Raw genomic sequence first — 17677 nt, 5'->3', positions numbered from 1 at the left:
AGGGCCCATGCCGCAGCCGCATGTGCGAACTTCCCGCGCTCAACTTCAACGTTCACAGCTTGCGCTGTTCAGCTCTCAGGACGAGGCGCAGATGTACCATGACAGCAACAGGAGCGGGTTCTTCTCGCTACTGGTTGACGTTCGTGGCGAAAAGCGTCAATCGTCCCACCGGCTCGCGGATATGCCCACCATACTCAATCTGGTGGACAACACTCGCGATACTTGGATGTCTCAGGCCGAATTCATCCGCCCCAATCGCCGGGTAGTGAACCTCGCTCGCCTGGGGTTGTTGTTCACCGATCTTGATACCTACCGCATACCCGCGCTGGCAGGCCGCACGCCTGACCAACTGGCGGCATCGGTGCTCTATTTCTGCGCGGAAGATGGTCTACCTGCACCGTCTGTGCTGATCTACAGCGGCCGGGGCATCCAAGCGAAATGGCTACTCGATGGCACTATCCCGCGTCAGGCTTTGCCACGCTGGAATGCGTGCCAGCGCTACCTAGTGGATCGCCTCGCACATGTCGGTGCCGATCCGATGGCCAAAGATGCAAGCCGCGTTCTACGGACCATCGAGACAGTCAACAGCAAGAGCGGTGAAGTCTGCCGCGTTGTTCACGTCACGAACGACACCGACGGGCAGCCCGTCCGCTATAACTTCGAGTATCTAGCTGATGTCCTGCTACCAACCGCTCGCTGGACAATCGAGCAGCAACGGCAGGAGCAGACAGAGCGGGCCAAGCGCAAATCCAGGCGTTTCCTTTTGGTGCCCGGTGGCAAGACTGACAATCTACACGGATTCTCAGGCCGCAAGCTCGCGTGGGACCGCCTCGAAGACCTGCGCAAGCTCGCTGAGCTGCGCGGTGGTGTCAGCGAAGGCAGCCGGATGAAACACCTGTTTTGGCGCTTGAACTTCCTGTTGTTGTCCGGTGCAACCAACAGCAAACAGATGTATCACGAAGCCTCAGCGCTGGCCCGTGAGCTAGATCCGCAATGGAATAGCCGCTCCAAAGAGCTGATGACCTTGTTCAGCAAGGCCAAAGCTTACGAATCCGGCGAGCGGGTCAACTTCGGAGGCAGGGACTATCCATCGCTATACACGCCCAAGAACGATACCCTCATAAACCTGTTTGGAATCACTACGGATGAGCAACGGCAGCTCAAGACGATCATCAGTTCGGAGATGGCCCGAGAGCGTGATAGGAAGCGCCACGAGATCCGTAGGCGCGCCGCCGGAGCCAGAGACCGAGAAACCTACCTCGAAGCGGCTAACGCCAAGTTGGTAAAGGCGCAAGCCCTCAGAGCTGAAGGTTTGAGCGTGCGAGCCATCGCCAAGCAAATGGGCGTATCAGTTATGGCTGTGTCGAGGTACATAAACACCCCATAAAATCAGTGTACCAAGTCCGTCCGTATTACTAATGGCGAAGCCTCCGGGCATTTGGATGGTCGCTTGTTTTCGCTGAGTTAGAGGGCGTCGGGTCATTGGTCTGCACCTGAGCATCAGTACGCATTGCCACTGTTCTAACGCCTGCATCGAATTGACCGGCAAGCTGAACGGAGTTGATCGAGGCAGAATGGGTCAATTACTGATTCTACAAACCTCAACCTGGTAGCCCATTGCACCGAGCCTTTGGGCGAACTGCCGGAAGTTAACCTTTGAGAAAAATGGTACGTGCAAGGTCTCGTTGGGTTGCATGATAGCGAAAACGATTCTGTTGCGCGGTTGTGTGACAGGATTGAAGGAAAACTGGAAACTACCCAATTCCGCCAGATAGCCGTTCACCTGAGTAACAACGTCTGGGGCATTGATAAGGGCTTCAGCGGACACATAGGCCTGGGAAAAGAGATGGCTCAGCACGCTCGACGATGAGTACTTCTTGACGTGGATGATGTGGTGATCCGGCGTCAGCAGGTCACAAAATTCGAATGGGCCGCCAGCGCCCATCAACCTCACTAATTTCTGGTCCATCAGATAGAAGTTTATGTTATCTGCGATGCGTCTTAGGTAAGCGCCCTCGTGGTCGGTGCCATACGGAGGAAACACAAGGTTGCATGGAACTGCAGCGTCAAAGAAGCGATTCACTTGCTCAGTGTAATCGCGGTCTATCTGGTACCAATCACCCTCGCTGAGCAAATAGATTTTTCCCTCGTGCTCGATCTCCGCCTCAAGGCACGTATACAGAGGCCACGCGGCAATACGGTGCTCATCTGCCCCGTAAAGGTAGATACATTCGGATGCCAGTGCCTGGCGGGAGATACCCCGCAGAAGGTGCTTGGCGAGCAGCGCCTGCCGCAGATCTAGGTCGAATGCGATCGTCGGGCCGTTGCGAGATCGAGCGCTGTGTTTCACATAGCCGAAGCCGCTTATGTCATTGCCAAGTAGCTCGGGTGGCGCCGCACGGACGCTGTCGAACTGCTCTTGATTTATCGCAACCACTAAAAGCCCATCCAGTTGGCCCATGAGTGCGGAGTCGCGTACTGGGACGATGAAGTCCATCCAAGGGTATTTTTCCTTGCAATGCTCGTCTTCGTACGCCGTCAATAGTCGAAGCGCGATTTCCGGGAGGTCTTCGAGGCTTACATCGGAATGCAACGCCAATGAGTCCGAACCGCTAACGTACTCATCCTCATCCTGATCGCTCTGCACGATGCCGGTTAGCGATTTCAAGATCTCCGAGTCGAACTTGAAATCGAACTCCGAAATCGATAGCAGCCTCGATGACTGAGCCTTTGAGCGCAGGGGCGTGCGATCAATATTAGACTTTTCCACGGATTTGATCAGTAGTGGATCAGTCAAACTGAGCGCCGTGCGCAGCCCGAAATAACGCTCAATGGCTAGCTGATTGATCATGTGTCTGGCGTGGCCAAAAGTGAAGCAAAAGACCCTGCCATGGACTGCCAGGACGAGGAGCGCTTTAAGTGATCTGCCGGTAAGATCGAGACCAGCCACCTCTGGGATAGCACTGAATAGCTGCGTCCATTTAGGATGAGAAGGATTTTTCTGGTAGTAAAAGAGGCAATCAGCATCGCCCAACGAAAAAGCGATAGGTCGCAAGTTGACCTCATCGGAAAGAGCGTTTTGGGCGGTTAGCCCGTCTTTGAGCAGGAACACGTTGATGGTGATCTTCACATGTCACTCCTTGACCTTTCGCTTTGATGTTAAATTGGCATCTGCCTCTCTTTCCGTCAAGACACGGACGATGTGGGTAGCGTCAGCACTGCTGCTTTTGAAATCTAGAAGTCCGCAGGGACCAGCGTCACCTTTGTCGTACTCTTCACTTGGTGATGTCGCGCTAGCTATTCTAGCTAGGTAGGGACCTACAGGAAGCTCAGAAGCTTTTTACCCGAATGACAAGAAACTCGACGTGGCTTGTCACCCAATCAAAGTTTATTCTCGAGCCATTATGATTATTAATAACTTTATAGAGCTTCATAAAGCTTTTGAAAAATACAAGAATAATAGCGCTTGGATATTCAGGGGGCACGCTGATCCTTCGTGGGAGCTAAAACCTAAGTCTGGGCGTTTACCATATTCAAAATCAAATGAACAAAATATCTTCAAGGCTTGGGTACGTCGCGCAAATGAATTCATAAAAGAGAGACCTGAGAGCGAGTGGGAATGGCTTGCAATTGCTCAGCACCATGGTCTAGCGACTAGGCTGTTGGACTGGAGCTATAATCCTTTGGTAGCTGCATTTTTCGCGGTATCAGAAGGAGCTCCGGATCGAGATGCAAAAATATTCTGCTATAAGTGTCTATGGGAGTTTGATAGCAAAAAAACCAAAAGCCCATTCGATGTTAAAAGTGCGGGGAAATTCAAGCCAACTGGGGTTGTTCCTCGAATAATTAGGCAGGGCGGAGTTTTTACAGTGAGTCCAGACCCTAAAAAAGCCATTGATGAACTAATGCGCGAAAATGAAGAGCTTGAAATAATCACCATATCAAAGGAGTACAGAAAAACGCTCCTTGAAGACCTGAATTTTTATGGAATTAATATTTCTTCGATATATCCGGATCTTGATGGGCTTTCAGCTCATGTGAATTGGATTGTTGAGAACAATATCTACAATCTTGCTCCTGAAAAAGCGTAGCTATACGGGTAGGTCGTTTGCTTCGAATATTGGGACTGGCTTTCGCGTACCTTTAGCCAAACGCTATGAGGTTATGCAGAGGGTCGATTTCTGCCGGTTGCGTGACTGAGACAGGTCCGTGCGTATTACTGATGGCGGATCCCTCCGCACCATTACTGCTCTTCGTCCGCATTGATGGTTGAAGGTGGTAAACGATCCGTTCAGAAATGGGCATAAGAGAAGAGCGTAACTTCGGAAAAACAAAACCCCGCGCTCGGGCGGGGTTGTTATTGATAGCTCAGCAATCGGCAATCAGCGACTGCCGCGACGCTCTCGTTTCTGCGCTTCCTGAGCCGCTTGGATGGCCATCAACACTTGCCGGTTAAGAACGGCGCTACTCTTACTGCCCAGCAGAGGCAAACGATTCATGGTCTGCATCCCCGCAAACACACGGTAGGAAGCCGACAAGGCAAGCGGGCTTACTCGAAGCTGCAAGGCCGTATATTGATGATCCAGCCTATCGAGCTGCGGCCCATAGCCCTTGCTACGCAGCCACCTGCCGAGCGCCCACATGCCGACTGCGAGCGTCGAGGCTAATACTACGAATCCAGCGAATATCAGAACGTCCATCATGGTTATTTCTCCGATTGATCGTTGTTCGAGGTCACGCCCGGCACCTTGAGTGAGGCGAGGCGTCCAGGAGTAGAGTTAGTTTCCGAGGCCGGACGGATGACGTTAGGCTCTGCTTGTGAAGCTTCTGCGGCCGATTCTGCTTCATTGGCTGGAGTGGTCGAGTAGGTATCGTCGGGAACTGGTTGCGGAGATCCTGCACCAAGAGACAAGGCGTGCGCATTTTCCATACCTGGCACTGCTATCGAGGCCATCACGCCGAGCATTTTTGCGCCACCGTCGGCCGCTTGGGAAAGCGCGCTGCCGGAGCTGACAACTCCCCCTTTTGGTGTCGTCGGCTGGTCTTTGTCGTCGTTCCCCTGCGCGGCCTTTCCGGCCTGCTTGGCGGCCTGTTGTACGCCGCTGCTTGGCAAGGACGGAGCGGCCGACGCCTGCCGGGCAGGATTGGCTGAGCTGCCGCCGACCTTTGCGCCTGCGGAACTGGCACCCTGGGCCGCTGCGCCGCCGGTGCTGGCACCCACGCCGGAGGACGCCGCTGCACCCATAGACGACGCGGCACCACCTGCGGAGCTGGCACCGGCAAAGCTGGAGTTAATCGCCCCCGCCAGTCCACCGGCACCCGCCGCCCCAGCCCCGGCTGCGCTACCAGTACCGGCAGCTCCGAGGGCGGCAGCAGGAGCCGCGGCCCCGGCTGTGGCAATGGCGGCCGCCGCAGCCGCCGCCCCGGCAGCACCGGCCACTGCCATCCCGCCAATGGCCGAGCCGCCGCCCATTGACGTGCCACTAATCATGGCACCGATCAGGTCAGGAATTGTTTTCGTGAGGTAACAGCACACCAAGGCCAAACCGACCATCGTCATCAATGACGCTTCGTCATTGGTGTAGGCGGCCAACCACTGCTTTGCCGACTGTATGATCAGGCCGACAATCAGGGTTAGTACAAATAGCTTGGCGCCAATCGCAACGGTGAAGCGCATCGGCGCAATTGCAAAATCCCGCGTCCATTGCGAACCGCCAAAGCCGATGAACAGCACGGAAGCATTGATGATGATGTAAGACTCTACGAGCGTGACAAACATGAATGCAGCGATGAAGGCGAAACATGCCAACACAAGGATTGCGCATACAGCGATCAGCAGTCCCTTGGCTGGAGAAAACACTGAAATGCCCTCCACCATGGTGCGGCCAAAATCCAGCGCAACTGCCAGCATATCGCCGGGTTCTAATGCACGCCCGAGGCCGCTCGCCGATGCCGCCGCATCACGGAAGCTATCGACAATGGCCGTCGACCATTCCACCGAGTACTTCATGACTGCAAGGAAGAAACCGATCACCAGAATGAAGCGCAGCAGCTCGCCGACAATCTCGCCGAAATCGGCTTGCTTCATGACCAGAGGCATGAACGTCCAGATGAACTGGATCGAGGCCAGCAGCCAGAACAGTCTGATCGCATAGTCATACAGCTTCCCTGACCACTGGTGCGACTGTTGCAGAACGAGGTCGAGTAGACCCTGAATCGATGTATCGGCATGGGAGAGGTCGGTCGCCGCCACAGCATCTCCGCCCACGAACACACCAGCCAAGGTGAGGAACAACAATAGACGAGGATCCATAGCTAGTACCCCTTCACGCCGCCGCGAGTATTCGGGCGCGCCTCAAATGAGAGATCAGCGTCACGCTGTTGCCGTTGTTGCTCAGCCACGGCAGTACATTCGCTATTGCTTTGAACCATCACGGTGACCATGGAACCGGCCAGTACTGACCCGGCGCACATCAACGCGATGAGCCATCTCGAAATAGTCATTCTCAGTACTCCTTCACGCCGCCGCGTGTGTTTTTGCGCGCTTCAAACTGCTGTTCAGCGGCTTCGCTAGCGGCCTTCCGGTCGCCTTGCTGAGCCATGTAGTTGCCCTGCATGTTGATTTGGGTGGCCATCAGATCGCGCAGTTTTTGGAGTTGCTGCACATTCTGGGAGGCGATTTCGTTGCCCGCCTGTATAGCTTGCATGCGGCCTACGGCTGACTGCGAACGGGCCACCATGCGATCAAGCTGGATGTCTTCAGACTCGAACTTGCTGGTATTGAGGTTTGCCGCCTCGAGTGCCGTCTTTACGTTGTTGCTGCCTTGTTCCGACCACTTCTGATAGCGCTCATGAGCTGGTACTTCTGCTGAGTTCGCGGCTTGATTTAGGTAGGACTGAAAGCCGGGGAAAGCGGTGTTGAACTGAGAGTCCATATTCTGGATCTGGCGGCCTAGGGACTGCGAACGGGTGTAAAGGTTGGCCACGTTTTTAAGATCGGCCGCGATGCTGCCAAACATGGTGCTTGGCAAGCCCGTGCCTTGGGTGACCATATTCTGATACTGCTGAATCTGCGTCTGAAGCTGCTCTGCAGTGTTCAGCGCCGTGTTGACTGCCTCGGTGTACTCAAACATCTGTTGATAGAACGTCGAGCAGTTTGAGCAGTAGATGGCATATGCGGGGGGTGGTGCCAGGTAGAGACCCACACTAAGGCTTGTGCTTTTCATTGCTAAAACAAGGGCAGTACGTATTCTCGATTTTCGAGCCGATGAAATCTGCGATTTCAGCAATTCCGTATTCATGCCGAACACCTCGTTTTGTCATGGTTCGAGGTCTGATTATTGGCTGATATGGTGTGGTTTGGAACATGCGGATAAATATCTATCCGCATAGAAATCAATGACTTGCGGGCGCTGGCTGGGTGAGATTGACACGTAGCAACCTGATTTTGCTGACATTTTCTTTAGGCATGGACCTGTCTGTCTTTCCAGCGGGATGTGTTTTTACGGCCAAAAAAAAGCCCACCGAAGTGGGCTTTTGATGAAATGGCATAGCGCATTAGTGGGCTGAGTAATAGGGGTTCTGGGTCCTATAGTGACCACGTTCCGTTTCAGGGATGTGTAGCGTTTCTAGGTGCCAGTTTTCGAGCGAGGAAGCCAACTCTGCCGCAATGCGTTGGGCTTCTCTAACGGCTTTACTAGGTCGCCCGCTGGCTTGACCGAGGTAGGCTTGCAGTTCGTTGAGTTGGTTGGCCAATGAGCTGATGCGGTGAGCGGTTTTCATGATCAATCCCCCTTTCTGATCCTTTCTACAATATTGTCGAATTCTTCCCGAATCTGATCGTCTGTAATTTCAAGATTAACCAATCCTGATTTGATTGCAATTCTTCCAATTCTTTCAGCCGCCTCATTATCCAATTTCGCCAATCTTGCTTTAGCTGTTTCCAGCTCTGAAAGGGCGTCAGAACGGCGTTCTGCTAGAGTTTTTCGAGCCATGGGTTCACCTTTTTTAATGAGGTAAATTTAGACAGACTGAAAAGTTCTACCTCATTTTCTCGCCCAAATTAAAGGGGATACGCGGCCTCGATGTTTCGTGGAGCGTCAGATCAGGTCGTCCCGAGTGTTTCCACTATTTGGGTTGTGGTCGAATCCCGCACGTTTTGAGCCGGGTTTGGAAGGCGGTGTGGCGCTGTGCTCCGGCTGTCCTCTTACGACTCCTGTCGGGGCTGGTGAGAGGCTTTGCGATGTGGATTGCCCAGAGCCTTTCGTTTGGTGCCCATCGTCTTTTTCCTTTCGTACATACCTGCCGACGTATTTGGTGAATTGCGGGTAGCCAATGCCAAGCTGTTCAGCGTAATCGTCATAGATCGCACGTAGCGGATGCCCTGCATCTATCAGCTTACGAAAGTCATCAAGCCTGGCCAGAAAGGCAACTCGCCCTGCGCCGCGATAGACCTTTTTCGGCCCGTCTGTCATTTGGCGTCTCCTGTTTATGTGGTCGCACTAGTGGTCAGTATTTGCTTAAAGCAACTCAAGGAAATTCTAGGAAATTAAAGGAGATTTTTCATCTTTGTAACGCAATTTAACGCAACTCAAAGAGATTTAGGGCAATTCTGGGTCAGGAATGACCGAAAGTGCGGTAAGGCGAACCTAAGGCGGGCAAGTTGCCTAGAATTGCAGAAGATCAGACGGCAAGATGTGTGTTGTGGGTCCACAGGCTTCGCCTGTTCCCCCCAACACCGCCCCTTACTCACCTTCGGTTCGACGGCATCTTGCTCTGCGAGGCTTACCGTCGCTGCCGCGACCAGATATGAAAGCCCGAGCGGCACCAAAGGAAAGGCGAGCTGCTGCGCCACCTGACTGTCGCTGCGGCAAGAGCGAGAGACGAATGGCAGAGAAGAAAAAGACGACTTACGGCACCCGGCCCCGGAACGAATACATCAAGGTATTCGTGACCGAGGACGAGCGCGCCGAGCTGGTAGAGCGTGCCGCGCAAGCGGGCATGTCTCAGTCCGCGTTCCTGCGGGCGGTTGGGTTGAATGAGCCGATCCGTTCGGTTGTTGACCTGAAAGCTGTGGCCGACTTGGCCAAGGTCAATGGCGACCTCGGGCGGGTTGCTGGACTGCTGAAACTTTGGCTTGCAGAGAGGCGCGGACAAGGCGCAAGTCCGATGGACGTGGAGGCGGTGATGAATGACTTTCGGAAATTACAGAGTGAGGTGCTTTCCATCATGTCACGCGTCATAAGATGACTACTGAACGTGTGTCATCTGATGTAAAGCTAAGTTCAGCCTCGCACAGTTCATGCCGTATCGGTGCGGCCAACCGAACGCCTGATGTTGGATTGATAGGCGGCAAGCCAACGCATCGAAGGATCGTTCTTTAGCATGTTGCAGCACCGACGGAAGCACTGGTTGGCTGCAAGGTTTATGTCGAGGCACTCAGTGCTGTGCCTCGAGTCATCGGTGATGGAACTGATAAGGCGGGTGACGGCTGTGGTTAAGGAGAATCGAGAGGATTTCAGGGCAAAATTTACGGTGGTTGAAGCTCGAGCGTGGGGGAGGACGCACGAATGGTTGTCTTGCACCGCTTGGTGTTGGAGATCGAGAAGCAAATCATGAGATTTGGTATAGACTTGGATTGCACAATCCAAATTGCGAGTCGGTGTGCGTTGTCGAGGCTCAAATGAAGAAACAACATAGGAAAGATCGGGGTCACGATGAAGTTATGGCGGAGGCGTTTGGCTCTGATCCAGAATACGCGGCCAAACTTGCTGAGGAAGTTTTGCGAGATGGCGAACAAGGAGAGATTGACATTCTGCGTAGACAAATCGCAATAATTCCAAAAAAATATAAAGAAAAATGATTTTAGTATCGCTTTGTCAATAGTTTGCTTAAGGGGGAAACATGGCAGTTCCTGCACACCATAGGGGTCGCAACGCATATCATTTCACATCGATACAGAACCTCGAATCAATAATTGATCATGGTATCTTTTCGACTAATCAGAAAATTGCTCGAGGCATTCTACACGTTAATGTCGCTGAGGAAGGAATACAGAGGCGTCGTGCGCTGATGCAAGTGCCTGGGACCAACGGGCGGTGTGTTCATGATTATGTACCATTCTATTTCGCAAAGAAAACACCTATGCAACAGGCGGTACTGTATAGAAAGAATGTAGATCAGCAATTTATTATTTACCTTTCCGTTTCAGTTTTACTGATGGAGACAAAACCTGGGGTCTATTACACAAGTGCATCCGCAAATACGGAAATTCCCCCAGCTTTTTTTTCTGGAAATTATCAGTCTGATCAGCTCGATCAATTAGATTGGCCAACTATCGATAACGGTCGGTGGGGATATGACGACGATGATCAGAAACACCGTAAAATGGCGGAGCTTTTGTTACCAGATCATGTTCCATTGTGTGAAATTAATCAGATAGTTACGTTTAACCGCAGCATATCTGACTGTGTGAGGCAAATTTTTCAGAGCAAGGGGGTTGCTCCGCCGAACGTAGTTGAGGCGGGAGGGGAGCATTATTATCTAGAGCCTGGGAATTGGAATGCTTCTTTGGTTACAGGGCCTTTTTTTCTGAAGCGTTTTGTAGATGAGGCTGTTTCTCATGTGATCTCTTTTCAGCGTCAGGTGGTGTCGAAATTCCTGACCTTAAGTGACGCCTTGCGTGCTATTCGCGTTAACTTCGCGGCTATCAGAGAACTAGATGATATCGATGGTCTAGGTGCGAACTACGGGCCACACAGCGAAGATGTTGGCGCTCATTCTCGACGTGTTGCGAGTCTGGTGTTGAACTCACCTGAATATATTCAGTTGGACCCTATCCATCGTGAAGTCTTGGAGCTCTCTGCTTACCTTCACGATATAGGTAAAGGTCCGAAAACACGCTGGCCTAATAGCTTTATGAATAAGGCAGATGGGGAACATCCCAAAAAATCCCTACCCATGTTGAAGAGGATTTTGATAGAGGATTTGCCTATCCTGCCGCCAGACATAGTTCGAAAAATTGTAATGCTGGTGACCTATGATGACCTACTGGGTGAGATCGTTGCTAAAGGTCGGGACAAAAGTCAGTTGTTCGATATAATTACTTGTCCTGAAGATATCACTATGTTGGTGGCCTTGAGTAAGGCTGATATTGGTGCACTAAATCAATATTGGTTGATGCAAGTCTCTGCTGGAATCGACACCCTCAGAGCTGAAGCGCTCCAAAAATTGCAAGGTAATATTTGATGATAGAGTTTGTTTCCGGAGATTTTTTCGATTTTGATGCGGATATCATGATCAATACAGTCAACTGTGTTGGTGTGATGGGCGCAGGTGTGGCGCTCGCATTTAAGAAAAGATTTCCTGAAATGTTTGATGACTATGCTGAGAAGTGTCGTTTGGGCATTATTCGGCCCGGCCTGCCTTCCGCTTGGTCGCAAAAGGATATGATCTCTAAAGATATCGAGATCATAAATTTTCCGACAAAAAAACATTGGAAAAATCCATCTGAATATCATTACATTGATGAGGGATTGGTATGGCTTTCTAGGTATCTTGAAGATAAAAGTGGGAAAGTAGTAACTCTCCCGGCCCTAGGCTGTGGTCATGGTGGTTTGGACTGGGGCAGGGTCCGATCCATGATTGCCGAGAAGCTAAAAACCTCTCCTGCGCATATATATGTCTTTGAGCCTTTCGATTCAGTGAAAGCGGGTAATGTCAGGGCGTCAGAGCCAGACTATGAGCAACTGCTTGGTTCGGTGGGGGCTGGGATTGTTAAATATGCGTCGGATGCATACCCGGAAAAATTGCGCAGCTATACCAAGAAAGATGTGTATTACTATCCAAGGCAGCAAAACAAACTTGTATACGATTATTCAGTCGTGTGCAGCAGCAAGCCTGACTCAAGCGAGATAAATGCTATACGAAAGTTTGTTGATTTTTGCGTTCTCGAGAAGCGCAGTATTTTGTTGGGAGGGACAGCATTTGAAAAGAAACTCGCGCTTGAACTTTCGGCCAGAGGTCTAATTTGTGGCTGTGTTTTACCATCCGGAATTTATGAGTCCATAAAAAAAGTATCGTCATCGACGCTAAATGAGAAGCCTAATCTCCTGTCGATAGGGAATCCAGTAGTTGCCTTCGATAAGAAAGAATTCATCCCTTCTGTTTTTGCAAGGATGTATCTTTCTGAGAAGGTGGTGTTTTTTGCTAGCAAACTTGCTTGGTTGGATAGATATAAAAGCCAACTCAAGCGGATATCTATAGATGCGTACTATTGCGTTTCTGAAATTAGCTCCCCAGAGGATATGAAGGCGGTATCAGACATTGGGGCAAAAGCATTTGACTTGGATATGCACCTAAAAAGCTTTTTCGCGGATGGTACTCACAATTCTGATGCGGCTAAGGGGCGGTGATCGAGCTCTTACTTGATTTTAGCTAATCCAAAGTCGAGCATGGTATTTAATGGGTTATAATGATTAAGTGGGAGTAACCCCGCAGTGCTGCATGACTGCATAAAAGAACCGGCGTTGGCCGGTTTTTTACGCCCGCACCAGTGGCGCTTAGTCTCGCTATTGAAGGTGCCGCATTGTGTTGGCAGCAGCTCTTTGTCGGTAGCTGGAAATCGTCAAATACGGAAGACCAGTATGAAAGTCCTCACAGATGATGAGATTAACGTTGAGTACGCTCACGTCAGGGCAGTAGACGAAGGGCGTGTGGGACCAGATAGAGCAAATTATCTTGCGTTAACGGACGCTGATTTTGAACTTCTCCTGTACAGCATCTATCGAGGGCGTGCATCTGAGTTGTCTTGGTACAACAATGCTCGCTTGATGGTCACAGGAGCTGATCAAGGGCGGGATGTTTGGCTCACGAAGGATGAGCGGCCAGTTGGGCTTATTCAGTGCAAAAAGGTTAAGGCTGGTTTCACCCGGCCGGACACGCTCCGTGAGGTAATCAAGTTCCTTCTAAATGTCGTGCTTGAGCCGGCGCTTATGCCGGACCCGGCCGGCTTCCGATTTATTCTTGCTCTTGCTTCGGATCCTGCCAGCACTACAACCGATTTTTTCGATACGCCACAGAGTTGGCTAACTGCCAATGAAACAGAGCTTTTAGGTCTGGCTACCGACGTCATTAAAAAGTATGAAGCATTCTCGATGCTGAAGATCGAGGCTGTCATGCCAGGCATCAGGACGGCCCTGAAGAACCTGAAATATGAGCTTCTTAGACCAGTCGACCTCGACGCGTTACTGGAGTGCATCCCTGCTGTCCGTCAGCGGTTTTTCAAAGTTCAACTTGTCGTGGCTGTGGAGGATGCCGAGGCCATGATTGAGGCTCGGTTCGCTGCAGTTGGCTTGGTCTCAAAGAGCACACAAACATTCACCAGAGCTGATGTTGAGGAAGACATCACGCGCGGGTCGCGCGGTCTGGCCGACTGGCCTCAACTGATTTGGGGGCAGCATATAGAGCGACCAGAGTTCGACGATCTGATCCAGCGGATCAATCGGCATCCTGCAGGCTCCACGCTGGTCGTGGGAGGAGCAGGGACTGGGAAGTCAGCACTTCTCGCTGAGCTGTATTGTGCCCTCAAAGCCCGCGGCCAGATTGTGCTAGCGATAAAGGCCGACATGCTTAGCCCTAATATTGTGAATTTCGTCGACCTCGCTCGCGATCTTGGTATGTCAGGTGATATGGAACAGGAGCTTCTCTCGCTGGCGGTTGAAGCCCCGGTTGTGCTGATCATTGATCAGCTTGACGCTGTCAGTGAAGTGATGGACCAGAGTTCGCAGCGCATGCAGGTATTACTTCGCCTTGCATCTCGGTTACAGGAGGCAGAGAGTCAAGAGGGTAATAAACTTCCCATTCATGTCATCGTTTCTTCGCGACCATTTGAGGCGAAGTTCGACGCTCGATTTAGGTTGCTTGATGCGGATGAGTTACTACTTACTCTTCCTCCGTTCGAGCGGATATCCACGCTGCTTGGTGAGCTCGGTATCGACTCCACTGTCGTGCCGGATAGTCTCAAAGAGGCGCTGCGTACACCTTTTGCACTCGGTATATACGTCGATCTTGCCAAATCTGGCTTGAATCCTGCGGATTTTACGGCAGCAAACTTACTTGATCGATGGCTCGACAAAAAACTACCTGTAGGGCCCGCGCGTGCTTCGTGTCTGGCGTTCTTGCGCCAGCTCGCGGCTGACATGACGCAGTATGAGAGCCTCTGGCGGCCGGCTGCTTACTATGACCCGGACTACAGCGAGATGCTGCGTTGGGCCGAGTCGATTGGCATCGTCATCCGTGAAGACGCCAGCATTGGATTCAGTCATCAGTCATGGCTCGATGATTTCCAGGCTAAGACACTCCGAACCGCACAAGAGTTGGCTGATTACGCATGGAGTCGCCAGGAAGGGTTATTTGCGCGGGGAACAGTTTTACGCGGCCTTGAGCATATGCGAAGGGTTGATATGGCATCCTATGAGGTGTCTATTCGCTTGTTGCTACCAAACCCCAAGACACGCAGACATCTGCGCCATCTTGTGGCCGATTATTTGGCGAGTGCTGATGATCCGAGCGTAAGTGATATTGCTTGGGTCGATTGGATGGCGCGTAACGATCATGCACTTGCGAATCGGGCATTCAGGCAGGTAGCGATAAGATGGCCGTGCTGGAGGTCAGGGGTGCTGCCGCTCCTTCCTTTTCTTCTACAGGACGAAAAGCATCGCTGGAATGCGACCATGCTGCTCGTTCGAGAAGTTGCTGAGGACTCGAGCCAAGTTATGGATCTGGTCGACCGCTATTGGTCGGATACTTCACATGACGGAGACGTGTTTAGTCTCTTTGAGCGTTCTGGTATTGCGACCGACCGTGCAATCGCCCATGTCCGTACGATCTTTAATCGATCGACGTTGGCAGATTGGGCGATATCCCATTACGCCAAGACTTTGCATGAGAACGGTAATACCCGCGTTGCTTTGGATCTCATCTCATTATGGGCTGAGTTGCAGCCTGCGGATCGGCACAATGGCATCAAGGTGTATGGTGTTGAAAAGATTGCGGCAGCCGCACCGCTCTATTGTGCCGAACGACTCCTGCCTTGGTTTGTCGGGGTGGCATCGCGAGAGGTTGGTGATGGGCGGCCCGGGCATCGATATCCGCAATCGATATCTGTTCCATACGATTGGAAATATGATTTTGGCGAGGGGCATTTGACGCAGCTTCTGCGGAGTGTGCTCGAAGAGTCAGCAGTTTCTGACCCGCTAGGTGTGCGCACCTTGCTTGCTACTGTTGTTGCTGTAGAAATTGACGAGGTCCAGTCGCTAGTGGCCGATACCCTGGCGGCGAACTCGGCTGTATTTGCTGAGTATGCGCTCGCGTTTCTCCTGGCCGATCAGCGGCGTCTTCATCTAGGTAGCGACACGTTCGACGATGAAAGAAGTGTCGGCCACGTGATCTGCGGTTGGTCGTCAAGCACACTGATTGCCCAGATCACTCCCTACCTCTCTCTCGCTGATATTGAGCGGATTCGCGATTACATCGAGGCTTGGGAGCCTTGGGGGGAAGAATTACAGGAAGAGCAAGATCCTGCCCATAGAAGGCTATTGCTCCGTTGGTCTGATGAGCGGAGGTTGCGTTTACTTGCCGAACTACCTGTGCGCGTGCTGACGCCCCGTCGTCGTAGGCAAGTTGAGGAGTGGCAGGTCGAACAGCCCACGCTAAAAGCAAAACGTGGCGGTCGGAGGATGGCGCAGTTCGTTGGATCACCCATGAGCCACGATCAGATGGCGAAAGCCAGTGACGATGCGATTATCAAAATGTTCGTTGCAGTAAACGACCATACTGGCCGTCATGAGCACCCGAAACACTGGCTGAAGGGCGGTGTTACTGAGTTGTCTCGGGCTTTTTCCGCGTTTGCGAAGTCGTTCCCAGATCGTGTTCTTCGTATCATTCCGCGTTTACAACCAGGTCTGCACGAGCAGGTTACGGGCGCCGCGATTAGGGAGTTGTCGGCGGTTGAGGCAGTTGACGCTCAGACACAAAAAACTTTGATTTGGGATGCCCAATCCCGTGGCTTTTCGTCGACTAGCTTTCGCCACGATGTTGCCAGCGCCATGGAGGTACTCGCTAAACGCCTGAAAGGTCTTGAGGGTCGTGACATCGAGTTGCTCAAGGGCTGGCTGCAGCGCGACCCCAATGTGCTGGCTGCAGAAACAGTACGTCATGCCGAGTTAAACAAATCCAATCGTGAGCGGAATGAGAAACCAGATCAACGCCCTGAGGCCATGCTATTCGGCCGGGGCGGAGGGATGCATTTTCTCCCTCAGCGCAATTTCACGCTGCTGTCAGCGATCGCAGCGGGATATCTCCATCGTGACGGCGTGGATTGTGATGGTTGGCTCGCGGAGTTGGAACTACACGTTACTCATCCTGAAGATCCCGAGGTTTGGAGTGCGATCCTAATGTTCAGTTCGCATGAACTTTGGTGGGCGGACGCGGCAAGAGTGGGCGAACTGATTGAGGCGATTTGGCGGAGGTTTCCAGCGGCGTTTGAAGATGCAGCTGTAGTCCAGTCGTTGTGGCGCCTGCGCGTTCGCATGCATACGAGCGTACAGCAGGAGATTGTCAACTTCTGGCTCAGTCATAGCGATCATAAGCTTAGGCAGATTGGTGGTGAGTTCTCCGCTGCTAGCGTGATTGTCGATAGCGCTGCTTCTTGTGAGATGGGCGAGATAGTTGAAGCGGTGATGGCCGGGAATGATATTTCTGCCAGGTCTGGCGTGTTATTTGCGGCTGCAGCGGGGTGGGGTGAACTTGATCTCGATATTCGAAGCCGCTCGCATGCCTACCTCATTTATGTCGCCAGCATTGTCAGTGGGTTCGAGGCTCATGCTCTATCTACAGCTGTAGATCGTGGCGAGCGATTACCTCCCGATGAGATGACGCGAGCCCTGCTGGCTTCTGTTGCAGTAAATATTGATCTGCTCAGAGAATCGATGGGGCTGCTGTTTGTACGCTCGCTTCAGCACCTGTTGCTTTATCCAGGCTTTGAAATGCTGGTGCTTGAAATCGCAGAGGCTGCAACTGAGCTTGCACGTACATCGCCAGATAGGACCGTTGGAGGGTTGTACGACGGCGAATTTATAGGGCTTGTGATTGCACTTCAGCGTTCACCAATAGAGATCAAAACTCGTGCGATGACGATCTACGAGCGCCTGCTTGACGCTGAGGTTCACGGCGCAGAGGACGCTGCAGCATTTGCGCTGCGCCGTTAAGGCCCAAGCCGTATCCGCTCAACCCGTCCGCTTCCTGGCCTCCCACAGCTTGGATGAGACGATATCCCAATCGGTCGCCCGATTCGATTATGGGCTGATGTTCTCCGGATTCCGGTGTTGATGCGGCAGCTTTATACCGGCGTTGCCCTGGGTAGGTGTTTCCTAGCGATATCACCCTCAAGAGAGTTTCCCGTATGGTATTTCTCATGGTCTCGAAATAGAATTTTCTTTAAAGAGTGCGTTTCCAGGGGTTTATATGTGTCTATTGATAATAGAGTGGGAATGATGGGACGTCCGGCATTGTCCGGCACCAACTAGTAAGAAATGCCCTGGAGCCTGCGTAATTGCGGGCTTTTTGGTTTTTTGGGGTAGTGCTCTCTGTTCGGCCGCTTCAGGCAGTTCGTTCGTGG

General features: G+C 52.1%; 14 protein-coding genes. 7 read left to right on the top strand and 7 right to left on the bottom strand.

Going from position 1 to position 17677, the window contains the following annotated elements; all coding sequences use genetic code 11:
* Positions 1-7: 7 nt before the first annotated feature.
* Complete coding sequence (locus tag AC4LE2_RS15935) at positions 8-1387, top strand: helix-turn-helix domain-containing protein (RefSeq protein ID WP_240994268.1); 1380 nt, start codon at positions 8-10, stop codon at positions 1385-1387.
* 192 nt (positions 1388-1579) lie between these two features.
* On the opposite strand, the gene AC4LE2_RS15930 is transcribed toward AC4LE2_RS15935, so the two are convergent.
* The gene (locus tag AC4LE2_RS15930; protein ID WP_491826676.1) at positions 1580-3130 is read right to left on the bottom strand and encodes a TIGR04141 family sporadically distributed protein; all 1551 of its coding nucleotides are present in this window, start codon (positions 3128-3130) and stop codon (positions 1580-1582) included.
* Between the two features lie 274 nt (positions 3131-3404).
* Between AC4LE2_RS15930 and AC4LE2_RS15925 the strand changes: the two genes are divergently transcribed.
* Positions 3405-4091: an FRG domain-containing protein gene (locus tag AC4LE2_RS15925; protein ID WP_057414249.1), complete on the top strand. Its 687-nt coding sequence runs from the start codon at positions 3405-3407 to the stop codon at positions 4089-4091.
* A 291-nt stretch (positions 4092-4382) separates the two neighbouring features.
* Here the strand turns inward: AC4LE2_RS15925 and AC4LE2_RS15920 are convergent, their stop codons facing one another.
* From AC4LE2_RS15920 to AC4LE2_RS15895, 6 genes are all read right to left on the bottom strand, one after another.
* Positions 4383-4703 carry a hypothetical protein gene (locus AC4LE2_RS15920; RefSeq protein WP_258695025.1) on the bottom strand — a complete coding sequence of 107 codons (321 nt, stop codon included), beginning with the start codon at positions 4701-4703 and terminating at the stop codon, positions 4383-4385.
* 2 nt (positions 4704-4705) lie between these two features.
* A complete protein-coding gene (gene trbL / locus AC4LE2_RS15915) occupies positions 4706-6313 on the bottom strand; it encodes a P-type conjugative transfer protein TrbL (protein ID WP_491826675.1) in 1608 nt (535 codons plus the stop codon).
* 2 nt (positions 6314-6315) lie between these two features.
* Positions 6316-6504 carry a hypothetical protein gene (locus tag AC4LE2_RS15910; RefSeq protein WP_003380644.1) on the bottom strand — a complete coding sequence of 63 codons (189 nt, stop codon included), beginning with the start codon at positions 6502-6504 and terminating at the stop codon, positions 6316-6318.
* Positions 6505-6506: 2 nt separating this feature from the next.
* Complete coding sequence (gene trbJ, locus AC4LE2_RS15905; protein WP_122364148.1) at positions 6507-7301, bottom strand: P-type conjugative transfer protein TrbJ; 795 nt, start codon at positions 7299-7301, stop codon at positions 6507-6509.
* 483 nt (positions 7302-7784) lie between these two features.
* Entirely contained in the window at positions 7785-7994 is a 210-nt protein-coding gene (locus AC4LE2_RS15900) for a TraC family protein (RefSeq protein WP_003380647.1), read from the bottom strand.
* A gap of 105 nt (positions 7995-8099) precedes the next feature.
* On the bottom strand, positions 8100-8474 hold the full coding sequence (locus tag AC4LE2_RS15895) for a TraK family protein (RefSeq protein ID WP_258695023.1): 375 nt from the start codon (positions 8472-8474) through the stop codon (positions 8100-8102).
* 412 nt (positions 8475-8886) lie between these two features.
* Here AC4LE2_RS15895 and AC4LE2_RS15890 point away from each other — a divergent pair, with 412 nt between their 5' ends.
* From AC4LE2_RS15890 to AC4LE2_RS15870, 5 genes are all read left to right on the top strand, one after another.
* A complete protein-coding gene (locus tag AC4LE2_RS15890; protein WP_024778916.1) occupies positions 8887-9249 on the top strand; it encodes a plasmid mobilization protein in 363 nt (120 codons plus the stop codon).
* A gap of 433 nt (positions 9250-9682) precedes the next feature.
* Positions 9683-9862 carry a hypothetical protein gene (locus AC4LE2_RS15885; RefSeq protein ID WP_122364149.1) on the top strand — a complete coding sequence of 60 codons (180 nt, stop codon included), beginning with the start codon at positions 9683-9685 and terminating at the stop codon, positions 9860-9862.
* A gap of 41 nt (positions 9863-9903) precedes the next feature.
* On the top strand, positions 9904-11247 hold the full coding sequence (locus tag AC4LE2_RS15880) for a DarT ssDNA thymidine ADP-ribosyltransferase family protein (protein ID WP_491826674.1): 1344 nt from the start codon (positions 9904-9906) through the stop codon (positions 11245-11247).
* The gene (locus tag AC4LE2_RS15875; RefSeq protein ID WP_258695021.1) at positions 11247-12413 is read left to right on the top strand and encodes a macro domain-containing protein; all 1167 of its coding nucleotides are present in this window, start codon (positions 11247-11249) and stop codon (positions 12411-12413) included. Before AC4LE2_RS15880 ends, AC4LE2_RS15875 begins: the two co-directional genes overlap by 1 nt.
* A gap of 231 nt (positions 12414-12644) precedes the next feature.
* Positions 12645-17267: an NACHT domain-containing protein gene (locus AC4LE2_RS15870; protein WP_491826673.1), complete on the top strand. Its 4623-nt coding sequence runs from the start codon at positions 12645-12647 to the stop codon at positions 17265-17267.
* Positions 17268-17677: the final 410 nt, after the last annotated feature.

The organism is Pseudomonas sp. 9.3L (assembly GCF_058536285.1).
Note: the sequence above shows the minus strand (reverse complement) of the source record. Positions and strands in the feature narration are given on the sequence as shown.

Bases quoted from the DNA above. Each gene is read 5' to 3' on its own strand.
- AC4LE2_RS15895 (WP_258695023.1), bottom strand. From the start codon at position 8,474: ATGACAGACGGGCCGAAAAAGGTCTATCGCGGCGCAGGGCGAGTTGCC.
- AC4LE2_RS15910 (WP_003380644.1), bottom strand. From the start codon at position 6,504: ATGACTATTTCGAGATGGCTCATCGCGTTGATGTGCGCCGGGTCAGTA.
- AC4LE2_RS15880 (WP_491826674.1), top strand. From the start codon at position 9,904: ATGGCAGTTCCTGCACACCATAGGGGTCGCAACGCATATCATTTCACA.
- AC4LE2_RS15870 (WP_491826673.1), top strand. From the start codon at position 12,645: ATGAAAGTCCTCACAGATGATGAGATTAACGTTGAGTACGCTCACGTC.
- AC4LE2_RS15935 (WP_240994268.1), top strand. From the start codon at position 8: ATGCCGCAGCCGCATGTGCGAACTTCCCGCGCTCAACTTCAACGTTCA.
- AC4LE2_RS15900 (WP_003380647.1), bottom strand. From the start codon at position 7,994: ATGGCTCGAAAAACTCTAGCAGAACGCCGTTCTGACGCCCTTTCAGAG.
- trbL (WP_491826675.1), bottom strand. From the start codon at position 6,313: ATGGATCCTCGTCTATTGTTGTTCCTCACCTTGGCTGGTGTGTTCGTG.
- AC4LE2_RS15885 (WP_122364149.1), top strand. From the start codon at position 9,683: ATGAAGAAACAACATAGGAAAGATCGGGGTCACGATGAAGTTATGGCG.
- trbJ (WP_122364148.1), bottom strand. From the start codon at position 7,301: ATGAATACGGAATTGCTGAAATCGCAGATTTCATCGGCTCGAAAATCG.
- AC4LE2_RS15925 (WP_057414249.1), top strand. From the start codon at position 3,405: ATGATTATTAATAACTTTATAGAGCTTCATAAAGCTTTTGAAAAATAC.
- AC4LE2_RS15920 (WP_258695025.1), bottom strand. From the start codon at position 4,703: ATGATGGACGTTCTGATATTCGCTGGATTCGTAGTATTAGCCTCGACG.
- AC4LE2_RS15875 (WP_258695021.1), top strand. From the start codon at position 11,247: ATGATAGAGTTTGTTTCCGGAGATTTTTTCGATTTTGATGCGGATATC.
- AC4LE2_RS15890 (WP_024778916.1), top strand. From the start codon at position 8,887: ATGGCAGAGAAGAAAAAGACGACTTACGGCACCCGGCCCCGGAACGAA.